Below are 14,697 nucleotides of genomic sequence, written 5' to 3'. Positions count from 1 at the left end.
TCCTCAGTCTCTCATCGCTCGGTCCGGCGGAGCCCGCCGGCGGCAACCGTCAGGAGTACGCGCCGGACGGTCGCCGACGCGGTGCCGATCGTGAGGACGGCGGCGACCGCGGCGACCAGCGGAACGAGCCACATCTGGCCGTCGGGGACGAGTCCTTCGTGGCGCACGATCGAGTAGGGCACGGCGGTGGCCGTCGAACCCAGCAGTCCGAACAGGATCCCCACGGCCGCCACCACGGTCGCCTCCAGGGCGATGGTGGCGCGCAGCTGGCCGCCGCCCGCCCCCAGCCGCCACAGTCCGTGCAGTTCGGAGCGGCGGTACGCGATCGCGGCGGTCACCGAGTTCACTACCATGATCGCGGCGAACACGCTGATCATGCCGACCACGATCGCGTTGATCATCGAGATGGTGTCGCCGAGGTTCTGGGAGTCCGCCGCCGCCGGGTGCGTACGCGAGTCGATGCCGACCATCAGCAGCGTGCCGACGGCCGTGGAGACGAGCACGATCACCGGGCCGAGCATGCCGCCGAGGCTCTGCGACCGGCGCATCGTGTGCAGGGCCGCCAGGTAGCCGCTCGGCGTACGGGCGAGCCATCCGCGTACCGGGGCGGACGACATCCGCAGGAGCAGCGGGGCCAGCGTGGCCAGGCCGACCCCGGTCACCACCGCCGCCGAGCCCGAGGTCTGCATCGCCGCGTACGGGTCGGTCGAGTTGCCGAAGACGGTGATGGTGACGATGGCGGACGAGACGCCATTGGCGACGAGGACGCTGCCGACGATGACACGCCACCAGGGCAGCCGCGCCGACGGTGCCTGCGCGGTACGCAGCGCCAGCCTGGCCGGCCCGCGGGTCGCCCGGGTCGAGGCGATGACCGCCGCGAGCAGGCCCACGAGGGTCAGGAGGGCCGCACTGATCGCCAGGGACGCCGGACCCCCGCCGTACGAGGTGGCGGCGGTGATCAGGCCGCCGCCGCGCAGGGTGCGGAAGAGCAGCGGGCCCGCGGCCGCGGCGAGCAGGGCACCGGCGCACGCGGCGAGCAGGCCCACCATGGTCGCCTCGAAGACGATCAGCGCCCGCGCCTGGCCCGGCGTGGCGCCGATCGTCCGCAGCAGTCCCATCTCGTGCGAGCGCTGCTCGGCCACGATGCCGACGCTCGACGCCACCGCGAATCCCACGATCAGCGTGGCCCAGCCCCCGACGACAGCACCGATGATGATCAGCATGACGCTGTCGTCGTGGCCCGCGCCGAGCGCCGTCTCCACGAGGGTCCCGAAGGAGGCCGTCAAGGTCGTCCCCAGCAGGACGGTCAGGAACGTGGTGACCACGGCCGCCGGGCGGTGCCGCAGCGACCGCAGGGCCAGCGCCATCACCGGGCCACCGCCGGGAGCTGGTCGAGGTGGGCCAGCTGGGCCGCCACGGCGTCCGGGGTCGGCTTGCTCATCCGGCCCGCCATCCGCCCGTCGACGAGGAAGACCACGGAGTCGGCGGTCGCGGCGGCGATCGGATCGTGCGTCACCATGACCGTCGTCTGCCGCAGGTCGTCCACGGCCGCCCGCAGCAGGCCCAGCACCTCGCGCGCGTTCGTGGTGTCCAGGGCCCCGGTCGGCTCGTCGGCCAGCAGGACCGCCGGCTCCCCGTACAGCGCCCGGGCCAGGGCGACCCGCTGCTGCTGGCCGCCGGACATCGCGTCGGGAAGATGCTCGGCGTGCTCCGCCAGGCCGACCCGGGCCAGGGCCGCGCGTACGGCGGCCGGATCCGCGGTACGCCCGGCCAGCCGCGCCGGCAACGCCACGTTCTCCGCGGCGGTCAGGTACGGCACGAGGCTGTAATCCTGGAACACGAAGCCGATCCGGTCGCGGCGCATCTGCGTACGGCGGCGTTCGTCCCAGTGGGTCACGTCGACGCCGCCCAGCAGCACCCGCCCGGACGTCGGCCGGTCGAGGCCCGCCACGCAGGCGAGGAACGTCGACTTGCCCGAGCCCGACGGCCCCATGACGGCGGTGAACGTCCCCACGGGGAAGGCGAGATCCAGGCCCGCCAGGGCGTCGACGGCGCCGGCACCCTGGCCGTACCGCTTGCGGAGATCCTCGACCGCGAGCGCGGGTGTCTGATCAGTCATGCCGACGACGCTATCGATCCCGCCGCGCATCATCGATAGTGTTGATCCGACCCGACGTGGTGGGGTTAGCCCCACCACGTCGCGCGTCTATATGAGACGGACGATGGACGCGGGCGGCCGAACCGTTGTCGTCGGGACAGGGGTCCGGGGCCGGTAGAATGACCCCGATGACCGACGAGGATCTGGACGCGTCCCTGTCCGGCCGCCTCGCCGGGCTGACCTTCGTCGACCTCGACGCCGACGCGGTCACCGCGCTGCTCACCGACGAGGTCGCGGCCTGGGGCGAGGCGGCCGGCTGGCGGGTCTACCGGCACGCGAGGAGCGTCGTGACCCTGCCGCCGCCGATGGAGCAGCGGCACTCCTGGCTGGACGTCGCGTGCGCCCGCGCCGACGGGTCGCCTGTGGTGATCGAGATCGACCACACCGACCGGCGGCGTACGCTGGACAAACTGGCCGCCGAGGCGGACGCCGGCCGGGTCGCGATCTGGGTCCGGTTCGGTAGTGGGCCGTTCCCGGTCCGCCCCGATCCCCCGGTCCTCATGGTCGCGTACGCGATCGACAGCCGCCGCGAGAACGGCCGGCGGCTCTACTCCGCGCGGCCGCCGCAGCGTCCCGCCCCGGCCCACAGCGACCTGGACGCCGGCGCGGCGGAGCAGGCGGACCTGTTCGGGCCCGGCTGAATCTCGCCGATGGTCGGGCGGAGGGCAGGGGTTGCGGCCATTCCGCTACGGCTGCCCGACGATCAGCTTCCGGGCCAGGCCCGGGATCCCCCGGATGCTTTCCATCTCGTAGTTGGACAGGATCACCGTCACGTACCCGTGGTCCGGGTAGAACGTCAACTCGCCGACGCCGCCGATGCTGCTGCCACCGTTGTGTCCGTACGCCCACCGGTCGCCGGCGAGCGTGGCGTCCGGGCCGTAGCAGGCGAACACCGTCAGTCCCGAGCCGGGCGGCGGCTGCATCGGCAGCTTCGGGCTGAGCATCGTCCGCGTGTACGCGGAATTGAGCAGCTTCTCGTCCGACAGCGCGTGGGCGAAGCGTTCCAGCTGGCCGCAGGAGGCGAACGCGCCGGGCAGGAAGATCTGTTCGCCGAGGTTGTCGACCCGGTCCGCCGCCCCCTCCGGGCGGTAGTAGCCGTGGGCGATGCGGCGGTCCTCGCGCAGCTGCGGCACGGTGTAGAAGTCGGCGCTGCCCATCCCGGCGGCACGGAAGACGTGCTCGCGGACGTAGTCGTGGTATTCCTGCCCGGACACGCGCGCGACGATCTCCGAGAGCACGTGGTATCCGGAGTTGCTGTACTGGCTGCCCGCGCCCGGCGGGAAGGCCGGCGTCTCCGTCCGGACGAACTCGCCGATGCCGTCCATCTGCTGCCGCACGCTGGTCCACGTGCGGGCCGCGTCCCAGAATCCGGGGTCGCCGAACGGGTCGCCCAGGCCCGAGGTGTGGGTCAGCAGGTGGTGGATCGTCACCCGGTCGGCGATCTCGGCCGGGAATCCGTCCACGTGCCGGCCGATCGTGTCGAAGTACGTCAGCTTGCCGCGCTGGGCGAGCTGCGCCACCGAGACGGCGGTGAACAACTTGGCGATCGAGGCCAGGCCGAACAGCGTATCGGGGCCGTTGGCCACCGACCGCGCCTTGTCGGCCAGACCGTACGAAGTGGACAGAACCGTCCGGCCTCGGTACGTGATCAGCACGCTGCCGGAGAACACGTCCCTGGCCGCCATGTCCGCGATCAACCGGTCCAGCTCACCGCCGGGCCGCAGGCCCTGCGGCACTTTCCCGGACGGTGAACCGGTATGCGCGGCGGCGGGCGACGAGCCCGCGGTCTGGACGGTCAGCCCCGTGGCGGCGGCGACCGAGGTGGCGCCCAGCATCCTGAGCGCCGCCCGGCGAGTTGTGGTCATGGTCAGTCCTTTCCCGACTGGATTTCGACATGACCACATCTACCGGCCGGCCCCTATCGGTGGCCGGTCGGCGATCCATATGAGTTCCATATCCGGGCGCCGCGACACCGGGTGGCCGCCCGCGCTCCCGCCGGAGCTACACGTCCGTCTCGCCGTCGAGGAGCCGGTGGCGGCCCGGCATGGCCAGCTCCACGTTGCGCCGCCGCAGGACCACCAGCAGCAGGCAGGAGCCGACGACGGCGGCGAAGGCACCGGTCGCGAGCAGGTAATGGGTGAGGCCGGGGCCGCCGTCGGCCGGCGATGCGCCTGTCCGGTATGGACTGCCGCTGACGGACGGGTCGGCCGTCTCCCCGGGCGCCTGGAAGCCTTCCTCGCCGATCGTGACGCCCGGCGGGACCACGTCGGCGTTCCCGCCCAGGAATCCGCCGCGTTGTCCTCCGCCGGCCCCGGCGGACTCTCCGCTGCTCGGTCCGGCACCGGTCGGCACCACGATCGCGGCGGACGACAGGCTGGGCGCCGCCGCGGACGGCGTACTCGACGGCGGGGCCGGCGAGGGCGATGCCGACGGTGAGGCCAGGGCTGGGCACGTGGCCGCGATGTTGAAGGTCACGCCCGGGGACGCCGACCCGCTGACGACCGCGCTCGCGCCCAGCAGTACGGCGCCTGCGGGCGCCACGAACCACGCCTTGCTCGTCCCGCTGTCCTCCTCGCCGCCACCCGTCACCGTCGCGGCGGGCGTGGTGTCCGGGGAGCCGTCGCGGTTCGTGTCGAGCGAGGCCGTCAAGCTGACGAACCGCCGGCTGCGGTCGGGCAGGACGAACGACCACACGTCCTGCGCCGCGTACGGGCCGCCGCCGCGGTCCCGCTCGCAGTCGTGCGTAGCGAACGTGGCCGCCGTCGTCGGGGCCTGCCCCGCGCGCAGCGCCGCCGCCGTGTTCGCCCAGGCCGGCATGCCGAGCAGCAGCGCGCCCAGCCCGGTCGATGTGATTGTCGAAACGCGTACCCATGTCGTGCGCATGGATTGCCCGCCATTTCATCCGGGACGCACGGACCCGACAAGATGAGCGGTCCGGCAACCAAGACAACGTAACGAGGGGCGAATGCGGGACCCTGCCGTTTCGCCCGTTCCCCGAATGGAGTACGCGGCCCAGGTCAGCCCGGCCCGGTCCGGCCCTCCGGAGACGGGCGCAGGCGGCGGCCCTCGACCGAATCGGGATCGGGATCGCCACGCTCATGATCCTGCAGGGCCCACGGTTCGTCGCCGAACTCCTCCTCGGCCCCGGCGTCCTCACCCGTCACATCGTCGGCCTGGCCGTCCGAGGAGTACGTGGCGAGCGCCCGGTCCAGCTCCGACAACGGCAGCGACTCCGGGTCGCGCCAGAGGTTGGCGTCGTCGTCCGGCAGCGCCTTCAGCAGGCCTTCACGGGTGTACTCGCCCTCCGGGACGAGGTCGAGGCGGGCCAGCAGGCCGGACGGGGCCTTCAGCCGTTCCGCCTGTTCCCGCAGTTGCCGCGTGGACCGCTTTCCGCCGTCCTTGTACGCGGTCGCCAGGAGGCGGTCGAGCGTCGCGGATCTCTCTTCGTTCCCCATCCCTCCTGCATACCCGCATTCCGGCGGCGGCTCAGGGTTATCGGCCGATCAGCGGCTGGGCCAGCTGCCGTCGGCGTACTCGGACAGGGAGGGCTCCCGGGCGCCGACCGTGACGAAGTGGCCGGCGGGAGGCGTACCGAGCAGGTGCACGTCGTGGTACACGTGTTCGGCCAGGAACCGGAACACCGCCCGGTTCATGTCCGGCGGGGCCGAGAAGTCCAGCGGCAGGCTCAACCGATCGCCGAAGCAGGCCAGGCACGCTCGGCCTGATACCGGCCGGGTACGCGGCCTGTCCGACCATACCTGGGCCGGCTGCCAGGACCCGTTCGCGTAGTCCGCCAACGGAGGGTCGTCCGCGAACTCGTTCCGTCCGATGAAGCGAAGGCCGTAATAGACCTCCGACGAGACGCTCTCCCACTCCGGGCTGTTTCCTCCCAGCAGACGGACGTCATGGTCCAGGTGCTCCGAGAGAAACCGCCACAGCGCCCGGACGTGCAAAGGCTCGTCGACGGAGAGCGTGTCCACGTCGCTGGGCGAGGTCGAGTGGGCGAACAGCCGCCGGCCACGAGGGCCCTCGCTGTTCCAGAACATTCCGACGCGCATGCCGAGGCGGTCCTCGAAGCACGTCAGCTTCGCGCTGTCACCCATGGCGACTCCTCAAGGGACGCATGCGCATACGGTTCATGAAGTGGCCCCCACCACGACGCCGCGTGAGCGTCGTGGTGGGGTGACTTCGAGGCTGCTACCTGGCAGATCAGGTTCCTCCGGGGTCCCGGCTGTGGCCCATGTTGCTCGGCGGGGGTTCGCTGGCGCCACCGGAGTAGAGCTCATTGCCCTGCGGATCGACGACACGGATCTTGATCTTGTTGTACAGGCTGAGCCCGCCCCTGGCCCGTTGCGCCCGGAAGGCCGTCAACATCTGCCGCACGCGGAAGACACTTGTGCCTTCCGGTACCTGGATGAAGAGCTCACCCTCGTTGCCGAACTTCTCGAGATTTCCGCGCCCTTCACTCATCGCGCTATCGAATGATCTATCGGTGCCGATAGTCGTCTTGATCTCGCGACGGAGCACCACGTTGCCTTCCGAGTCCTTGAACATGATGTCACCGCCCGGGCCCCTGTTGAAGTCGACCGTCGGCTCGGTGCCTTCCGGCACGTTCTCGTCCAAAGCCTTCCTGGTGTTGGTCTCGCTCAGCGCGTTGCCGTTCCCTTCACCGTTGTGTTCCTCCATCAGGTGCTGCTTCTCGCGTTCGTACTTGTACGGCTGCTTCGGGTCGGCAGCGCCCGCGTCACCGCTACCGCCGCCGCCGTCGAAGCCGGCGTTGCTGTTCATGACGGCCTGCGAGATGCCGAGCGACACCCCGGCCGCCGTCGTCGCCGCGCCGGCGATGATCAGCTCCGTGCCGAGCGCCAGCGCCGGTACGCCGATGATCGCGCCGACGCCGGTGACGGCCAGGAGCCCGCCGCCGCCGTCGATCATCGTGCCGAGCACCATCATGCCGATGCCGGCCCACGTCGCGCCGTTGTTGACCGCGTCGAGGGTCTTCATCAGGCCCTTGAACCAGCTGCGGCCGCTCGGGTCGGTGAACGTGGTCGGGTTGTTGCCGCTGTAGCCGTACGGGTTGAGGCTCTCCGGATGGTCGAGCGCGATCACCGGGTCGGTGCTGGCGAACCGGCCCGTCATCGGGTCGTACTCGCGGGCGCCGAGGTGCACGAGTCCCGTGCCGTCGGTGGTGCCGCCGACGAACCCGCGGGTGCCCACCCAGGTGACCGGTCCTCCGCGGTTGCCGCCGAACGGCAGGCTGCGCCGTTGCGTACGCGACAGGTCGGTGCTGCGGAAGGACAGCTGCGAGGTGCCCTGCTGGTCGACCGCCTGCCAGTACAGTCCGGCCGAGGTACGGACGGCGATGAGACCGGCGGAGCCGTGGGTGTAGTAGCGGGTGCCCGCGACCGCGCCGCTGGACGGGGCCGTGTACTCGGTGTCGCCGAGGTACAGGGTCGTCCCGGTGGACTCCTTGCCGATCAGCCGGTTGCCGTCGGCGTCGTAGACGTAGCTCGTCGTGCCGCCGGTGTCGGCGACCGACGCGAGGTGTCCCTCCTCGTCCCAGTTCAGCGTCTGGCCGGGCTTGCCGGCCACGTTGCGGGTGGCCAGTTCGCCGGTCGCGTTGTAGGTGTAGCCGCTCGTGCCCGCGCCGGGCCCGGTGGTGGTCACCGAGTTGACCGTGTGCGGCCGGACCGCCGCCACCCCGGAACCGGGGTACGCGTACGTGCTGGTGGTCGTTCCGCCGGACGCGTACGAGGCCTCCTGCGTACGCCCGCCGATGGCGTTGTACGCGTAGGTGACCCAGTACGGTGCCGGACCGTCCAGTCCGCCGACCGTCGGGGTGGCCGCGCAGTCCCCTGTGGACGGTGTCCAGGCGGCGAGGAGCTGCCGGTAGCCGTCGTAGCGGAAGCACTGGTCGTCGTCCTTGCCGCCGCCGTGCTTGGCGGTGTGGTCCTGGACCGACAGGACGTTGCCCGCGTTGTCGTAGGCGTAGTCGACGTCGGAGGCGTAGATGTTCGCCCCGAAGTCGCCGAGGACCTGGTGGTTGGCCAGTCTCGTGGTGCCGGGCTCGTAGGTCCAGTACTGCAGGACGTTCTTCGCGCCGCTGGAGGTCAGGTTCAGCGTGCTCAGCTGGCCGTTGCGCTGGTACTGGGCGTCGGTGGCGTAGGTGTTGAGCCCGCTGACCGTCGTCGGCATGCCCAGGGTGTTGTACGCGTACGTGACCGTCTCGTCGGCCAGGCCGCCGAAGGCGGTGACCCCGGACTTCGTCGCCGGCTTCGCCGAGTGGACCGAGCCGTCGGCGTTGTACGCGCGTTCGGTGAGGTAGTCGCCGGCCAGTGCCCCGGCGAGTGTGGTTGCCGGGATCGTGGTCTTCGACTTGGTCGCCTGGTACAGCGTGTTGTACTCGGTGACCGCGCTGGTGTACGCGTTCCCCGCGCTGTCGTAGCGGCTGGAGCTGGCCAGCTGCCCCTTCGCCGCCGGCAGTGCCAGGCTGCCGAATCCGACCGTGTCGTAGGTCCAGCCCGCGAGCCTGGTACCGGTGAGCGAACCGAGGAATCGCCCGGTGAGCCGGCCGAGCACGTCGTACTGGTACGCGATGGTCGTGCCGCGGCCGTCCTCCGTGGTGGTCTTCAGCTGCCCGTCGCCGTAGTAGGTGTAGTGCGTCTTCCCGGAGTCCGGGTCGGCCGCGGTGATCTTCTGCCGCAACTGGTTGTAGTCGTAGTCCCAGACGTTGCCGCCCGGATCCGTGACCTTGTCCGTGTCACCGGCGGCCGTGTAGGTGTAGGTCGTCTCCCGGTACGCGCCCGCGGGAGTGTTGCCGGCGTACTGCCGGGTCTTCGTGGTCAGGCCCCGGCCGTCGGTGAACGTCGAGGTCGCCATCTCGCCGGCCGGGACGGTGACGTCGAGGCGGTCCCCGGCGTAGTACATCTTGGTGCGCCACTTCTCCACCGCCCCCACCTGGAAGACGTCGGTGGTGGCCCGCTCCGCGCCGTCGAAGGTGCTGACCGTCTGGGCCGGCACCTCGATGTCGTGGGGGTCGTACAGCGTCCCGGGTGCGGACGAGTTGTAGTACGGCTGCCGGGCGAGGCGTACCAGGCCCCGGCTGTCGTAGGTCTTCTCGGTGATCATCCGGCCGGTGCCGTCGGCCGAGACCGCCTGGCTCTGCCGCAGCCGCATCAGCCCGTCGTAGAGCGCGTAGGAGCTGACGTAGGCGTTGCCCGCGGCGTTGATCCGCGACGTGACGACCAGGTTGGGCAGGCCGCCGTTGTGGAAGGTGTAGTCGTACTTGGCCGAGGGCGTGTCCGTGCCCTTGACCCGGTCGGGCTCCCAGACCCGCACGAGCCGGCCGAGGCCGTCGTACTCGGTGTCGGTGTGCAGCCCGTTGACGTCCTCGGTCCGCGTCGGCAGGTTCCATCCCGGGTCGAAGTCCGTCTTGGTCTGCCAGCCCAGGACGTTCGTCGACACGGTACGCGTGACCGGCGCCCCCGCCGCGGGCGTGTAGTCCAGCGTCGTCAGGTGGTCGAGCGCGTCGTACGTCTGCGTCGGGCGGCCGTAGTCGTCGTAGTTCGTCCGCCGCTCCTGCTGGTACAGCGGGCTGCCGCCGTTCCAGTCCGACAGCCGCTCGGTACGCGTCACGTCGCCCTTCGACACGGTGGTGCCGTAGGCCGTCGCGTGGTCGAACCAGGTCCGCTCGTCGGAGATCACCTGTGTCGACCGGTCGGGGTTGGTCGCGCACTTCACCGCGACCGTCTCCACCTCGGTGACGAAGGTGAGCATCGTGCCCGCCGCGTTGGCCGCGTACGTGGTGCGGGTGCACTGGTCGTCCGCGGTGGTGGCGGTGTCGCCCTGGTCGTCCACCTGGGACACCCGGCCGGTGCGGTCGGCGAGGTAGCTCGTGGCCGAGCGGACGGTCCGCCAGCCGCGGCCCGCGTCCAGCGCGGTCTTGTCGGTCGTCGCCGCGATCGCCGTGACGTACGCGTTCGACGAGCTCCCGTTCAGGCTCTGGGCGGCCGTCGGTCCGAAGACGTACGGATCGTCCTTCGTCTTGGACACCACCGCGCCGCCGACACCGTTGTAGGTGACGGTTTCCCGGCGCTGTCCGGCGAACCAGTTGTCGTCGGGCCACGTTCCGCCGTCGGAGTCGGCGACCGTGACGGTACGCGTACCGGTCGCGGTCTTGTCGCCGTTCATGCCGCGGAAGTAGGCGCTGACCGTCCGGGACTGGGTCTCGGAGTTGTCGCCGTGCAGCACCTCGACGCTGCCGTAGCCGCGCCACTGCCCCCAGGTGCGGTGGGCGGTGGTGGCGATGGCGTCGTCGTCGTAGTGCCATGCCGGGGTGTCGAGGTAGTTGTAGTAGGCGACCTGGTCCACGCTGCCGCCCACCTTGTCACCGGTGGCGACGGCGGTGACCACGTACTTGTGGAAGTACTCCATCTTCGGCGTGCTGGAACCCGGCGGGGTCCACCAGGCCGGGAAGCAGCGCTTGGTGTTGGTGTCGGGGCTGGCCGGCAGGTTGGTCGTGCTGCACTCGGGAGCCGAGTAGGAGATCGAGATCAGCCCGCCGGTGTCGGTGTTGATCGACAGCATCCGGTACCGGATGATCGAGTCCGTGCCGCCCGCCGGGTCGACCCGGTTGGTCTTCTGGGTCGGGACGAACGTGGTGGACGGCATGCAGGTGTTGTCGTCGGTGCCGCAGTGGTCCAGCTTCGACAGCCACAGGATGCTCGGGTTGCCGTCGCCGGGGCTCTTGAACTCGTGCGTGAGCCGCCACTGCTCGACCCGCCGCCAGCTCTTCGTGCCGTTGGCGATCTGCGTGGTGACCGTCGACAGCTTCCGGGTGCTGAAGAACGTCGGCGCGAACTTGCCGGCGCAGTTGCTGCCGGTGCAGATGAGGTCGACCGGCACGTCGGGCCAGTTGCTCGCGTTCGCCGTCGTCAGCGTGCAGGTCGCACCCGCGGTGATGCAGCGTTCGGTGGTGTCGAACAGGACCCGGGCCGGCGCGGTGCCGGCGAAGACCGAGTCCACGCCGTTGTCCTGGCGCGTGCCGTAGTCGATCTCCTTGAGGTAGCCGCCGCTGACGTAGCTGACCGCGTCGGTGGCGACCTGGTTGCGCGCGTACTTGTTCGTCTCGCGGGCGTAGTAGTACGACATCGAGTTGCCGTGCGGGTCGAGGACGTAGTCGAGGTTCCAGCGGTACGCCTGCTGGCAGCTCGACGCCGCGAACCCGGAGGTCGAGTTGCACGGCTCGTTGGCGTTGTTGCCGAAGACCGGGGCGTAGAACACGGAGTTGGTCTCGGCGTTGCCGGCCTGCCAGCCGGGCAGGTGGTGCAGCCCGAAGAAGTACTGCACGCCCTCCGGGGTGGTCACCTTCCAGTACTCGCCGTCGAGGTCGCCGTTGCCGAGCGCGGCGTTCTTCAGCAGCTCGATCTTCGAGCCGTCGTCGGCCTGCGGCGCCCACAGGTTCTTGGCCGCGTCGAAGACGAGGGGCGTCGAGTGCCCGTTCAGCGTCATGACCGCGTTGTCGCCGGCCCAGCACAGGTCGTCGCGGCCGGCCTGCCCGTCGTCGCGGCAGGGCCGGTAGCGGCGCTCGATCGAGCCGCCGTCGTACGCGAAGCCCTCGCCGATCCAGGTGGGCTGCGCGTTGGTCGCCGAGGTCTGCCCGTCGACGGACTGCGACGAGTAGTTCAGGCCGACCGTCGGCGACGGGCCGCCCAGGTTCGGCGGCATCCGCAGCGGGTACTGCCAGACGAAGTCGCCCGTGTTGCTGCTGACGTCCCAGGTGTTGGACGGCTTCCATCCGGTCGCCGTGAAGTCGCCGCCGTCCGACGACGGCCCGGCCGTCAGGGCGACCAGCAGACCGCCCGCTCCGGCCGCGAGGCTGCCGGTGCCGGCCGTCGCCGTCGCTGTCGCCGCCGTCCGCAGATCGGCCTCGGCCGTCAGCGTCCCGGCGGCGCCGTCGTTCGTCGTCGCGAGCGGTTTCGCCTGGCACGCCTGTGCCTGCGGCGTGCGCAGCGCGCACTCCGGCAACGCGACGAGCCGCAGGCGGCGAGCCCAGTCCGCACCGTACGCGTTGCGGAAACCGCGGTAGTCGACGGCGACGCCGACCGGGCCCGCCGTCGCTGCGTCCACAGGAGACACCCGGACGACGAGGTCGCTGCCCAACTGCTGGGCCGTGCCATGATCGAGCACTTGGAAGCGTACGCGGGAAGCAGCGCCCGAGGTGTCGCCGGCCGCGCGGCGGGCACCGACCGGAAGCCCGGCGGCCCACGAGACGGCGGCGGGCGCGGCCGCCCGGAGCGCCGTTCCGCCCGCGACCACGACATCGGCGGTCGCCGGGGTCGGCCAGGTCGCCCGGGGCGCGGACTTCATCGAGGGGAGCGTGTCGACGGTGGCGGGCTTGGCGGGGATGGTCGTGCCGCCGACCGAGCTGAGTTGCGCCGGCGGCTTCGGCCGGGCGGCGCCGGCGAAGGCGGGCGTCGAGGCCGAGGTGAGGGCGAGCAACGCGGTCAGTACGCCGATGCCGGTACGCCGGACGGCCGAGCGTCTATATCGGATGGTTGTCGGGCCGAGCGTCACAGGTTCCTCCTTCAGGCGGAGATGACGCGGGCAGCCTACGAACGCCGGCGGAGGATCGGCTCATCGCGAAATGTCACCGCCTAGGGCCGGATGCCGGTCCCGGCTCGGGGTCGGGAGCTGCGAAGACGCGGCCGCCATGCGGGCACGGCCGGGCCGGGAGGCAGAAAGGCGGCAGAAGATGCGGCAGAACGGCCGGCCCGCTTCGTCCTCATGGGAGCGACCGCAGTAAGCGTCCTCATGGGAGCGACCTTCTTGATGCCACAGATAACTGTTATGCGGACGCCGCCCCCGCCGTTCCTGCCGCGGCAAGGCGCCGACCTGGTCGGATCCCATCGACGGACGGCCATGTCACTCCGCGCCCGCCGCGTGCGCGCGGGCGCCTCTTGATAGCGGCGCAACATTCTGGCAATCTCGTCGACTGTCAATGGGAGCGTTCCCATAGTCCATGTACGACTACCGCAATGACGTGCGGATTTAACGATGTGAACGCTCACACGGCGTCCAGAAGGGAAGACCGTGAAAACCATCCGTACCTCCGGCCGGCGATGGGCCCTGGCGGCCGCGGCCGCGACCCTGGCGGCCACTGCCGTCGGCGTCGCCGGAACCCACGTCGCCTCGGCGGCCACTGCGGGCTGCCGGGTGACCTACACCGTCACCAACTCCTGGCCCGGCGGCTTCGGCGTCACGGTGGCCATCGACAACCTCGGCGACCCGCTGTCCGGCTGGAGTCTGGCCTGGTCGTTCACTGCCGGGCAGAAGGTCACCGACCTGTGGAGCGGCTCCTACACGCAGTCCGGCGCGCAGGTCACCGTCACCAACGCCGCCTGGAACGGCAGCCTGGCCACCGGCGGCAGCACCAGCATCGGCTTCAACGGCTCGTGGTCGGGCTCCAACCCGAACCCGGCCGCCTTCACCCTCAACGGGGTCACCTGCACCGGCGGTGTCACCGGCTCCGCGAGCCCGTCCTCACCCGCGTCGGCGTCGCCGTCGCTGTCACCGTCCGCCTCGCCGCAGCCCGGCACCCGCCAACCCTGCGACATCTACGCCGCCGGTGGTACGCCGTGCGTGGCCGCGCACAGCACGACCCGGGCGTTGTACGCCGCCTACGGCGGTGCCCTGTACCAGATACGCCGGTCGTCGGACAACACCACGCGCGACATCGGCGTACTGAGCACCGGCGGGGTGGCCAACGCCGCCGCGCAGGACTCGTTCTGCGCGAACACGACGTGCCTGATCACGATCATCTACGACCAGTCCGGCCGGGGCAACCACCTCACCCAGGCCCCGCCGGGCGGGTTCAGCGGCCCGGCCGCAGGCGGCTACGACAACCTCGCCAACGCCACCGCCGCACCCACCACCCTCAACGGCCAGAAGGCGTACGGCGTCTACGTCGCGGCCGGCACCGGCTACCGCAACAACAACACCAACGGCATCGCCAAAGGCGACCAGCCCGAAGGCATGTACGCCATCTTCGACGGCACCCACTACAACGGCGGCTGCTGCTTCGACTACGGCAACGCCGAGACCAACAGCCGCGACAACGGCAACGGCACCATGGAAGCCATCTACTTCGGCAACATCAAAGTCTGGGGCTACGGCACCGGCAACGGCCCATGGATCATGGCCGACCTGGAAAACGGCCTCTACTCCGGCGTCAACGCCGGCTACAACGCCAACGACCCGACCGTCAACTACCGCTACACCACCGCGATCGTCAAAGGCGAAGCCAACCACTGGTCGATCCGCGGCGGCAACTCCCAGTCCGGCAACCTGTCCACCTTCTACAACGGTGCGCGTCCGAACGTCTCGGGCTACAACCCGATGAAGAAGGAAGGCGCCATCATCCTCGGCATCGGCGGCGACAACAGCCACGGCGCCACCGGCACCTTCTACGAAGGCGTCATGACCTCCGGCTACCCCACCGACACCACCGAAAACGCCGTCCAAGCCAACATCGTCGCCGC

The 14,697-nt window shown here is 70.6% G+C and carries 9 protein-coding genes; 2 read left to right on the top strand and 7 right to left on the bottom strand.

Annotation, left to right across the window (positions count from 1 at the left end; translation table 11 throughout):
* Positions 1 to 11: 11 nt before the first annotated feature.
* Positions 12 to 1,367: an FtsX-like permease family protein gene (locus G401_RS48060; protein ID WP_034592957.1), complete on the bottom strand. Its 1,356-nt coding sequence runs from the start codon at positions 1,365 to 1,367 to the stop codon at positions 12 to 14.
* The gene (locus tag G401_RS0124365; RefSeq protein WP_027344544.1) at positions 1,367 to 2,119 is read right to left on the bottom strand and encodes an ABC transporter ATP-binding protein; all 753 of its coding nucleotides are present in this window, start codon (positions 2,117 to 2,119) and stop codon (positions 1,367 to 1,369) included. Before G401_RS0124365 ends, G401_RS48060 begins: the two co-directional genes overlap by 1 nt.
* A gap of 167 nt (positions 2,120 to 2,286) precedes the next feature.
* Here G401_RS0124365 and G401_RS0124360 point away from each other — a divergent pair, with 167 nt between their 5' ends.
* Entirely contained in the window at positions 2,287 to 2,799 is a 513-nt protein-coding gene (locus G401_RS0124360; RefSeq protein ID WP_245601826.1) for a hypothetical protein, read from the top strand.
* Positions 2,800 to 2,844: 45 nt separating this feature from the next.
* Here the strand turns inward: G401_RS0124360 and G401_RS0124355 are convergent, their stop codons facing one another.
* The 5 genes from G401_RS0124355 to G401_RS48050 all read right to left on the bottom strand — a co-directional run bounded on the left by G401_RS0124355 (position 2,845) and on the right by G401_RS48050 (position 12,733).
* Complete coding sequence (locus G401_RS0124355) at positions 2,845 to 4,023, bottom strand: serine hydrolase domain-containing protein (protein ID WP_034592954.1); 1,179 nt, start codon at positions 4,021 to 4,023, stop codon at positions 2,845 to 2,847.
* A 136-nt stretch (positions 4,024 to 4,159) separates the two neighbouring features.
* Positions 4,160 to 5,041 carry a hypothetical protein gene (locus G401_RS56140; RefSeq protein ID WP_027344541.1) on the bottom strand — a complete coding sequence of 294 codons (882 nt, stop codon included), beginning with the start codon at positions 5,039 to 5,041 and terminating at the stop codon, positions 4,160 to 4,162.
* Positions 5,042 to 5,175: 134 nt separating this feature from the next.
* Positions 5,176 to 5,613 carry a hypothetical protein gene (locus G401_RS56135; RefSeq protein WP_157546280.1) on the bottom strand — a complete coding sequence of 146 codons (438 nt, stop codon included), beginning with the start codon at positions 5,611 to 5,613 and terminating at the stop codon, positions 5,176 to 5,178.
* A gap of 48 nt (positions 5,614 to 5,661) precedes the next feature.
* The gene (locus G401_RS53265) at positions 5,662 to 6,261 is read right to left on the bottom strand and encodes a hypothetical protein (RefSeq protein WP_027344539.1); all 600 of its coding nucleotides are present in this window, start codon (positions 6,259 to 6,261) and stop codon (positions 5,662 to 5,664) included.
* 106 nt (positions 6,262 to 6,367) lie between these two features.
* Positions 6,368 to 12,733 carry an RHS repeat domain-containing protein gene (locus tag G401_RS48050; RefSeq protein ID WP_051367095.1) on the bottom strand — a complete coding sequence of 2,122 codons (6,366 nt, stop codon included), beginning with the start codon at positions 12,731 to 12,733 and terminating at the stop codon, positions 6,368 to 6,370.
* A 516-nt stretch (positions 12,734 to 13,249) separates the two neighbouring features.
* Here G401_RS48050 and G401_RS48045 point away from each other — a divergent pair.
* A partial coding sequence (locus G401_RS48045; RefSeq protein WP_034592951.1) for an arabinofuranosidase catalytic domain-containing protein occupies positions 13,250 to 14,697 on the top strand: 1,448 nt, incomplete at its 3' end.

It is taken from the genome of Hamadaea tsunoensis DSM 44101 (genome assembly GCF_000428945.1).
Taxonomy (GTDB): Bacteria; Actinomycetota; Actinomycetes; order Mycobacteriales; family Micromonosporaceae; genus Hamadaea; species Hamadaea tsunoensis.
This window is presented reverse-complemented; position numbering and strand designations above follow the sequence as displayed.

What these genes read in the sequence shown, in the direction of transcription:
- G401_RS56135 (WP_157546280.1), bottom strand. Translation starts at nt 5,613, where the DNA reads ATGGGGAACGAAGAGAGATCCGCGACGCTCGACCGCCTCCTGGCGACC.
- G401_RS0124365 (WP_027344544.1), bottom strand. Translation starts at nt 2,119, where the DNA reads ATGACTGATCAGACACCCGCGCTCGCGGTCGAGGATCTCCGCAAGCGG.
- G401_RS48060 (WP_034592957.1), bottom strand. Translation starts at nt 1,367, where the DNA reads ATGGCGCTGGCCCTGCGGTCGCTGCGGCACCGCCCGGCGGCCGTGGTC.
- G401_RS53265 (WP_027344539.1), bottom strand. Translation starts at nt 6,261, where the DNA reads ATGGGTGACAGCGCGAAGCTGACGTGCTTCGAGGACCGCCTCGGCATG.
- G401_RS0124360 (WP_245601826.1), top strand. Translation starts at nt 2,287, where the DNA reads ATGACCGACGAGGATCTGGACGCGTCCCTGTCCGGCCGCCTCGCCGGG.
- G401_RS0124355 (WP_034592954.1), bottom strand. Translation starts at nt 4,023, where the DNA reads ATGACCACAACTCGCCGGGCGGCGCTCAGGATGCTGGGCGCCACCTCG.
- G401_RS56140 (WP_027344541.1), bottom strand. Translation starts at nt 5,041, where the DNA reads ATGCGCACGACATGGGTACGCGTTTCGACAATCACATCGACCGGGCTG.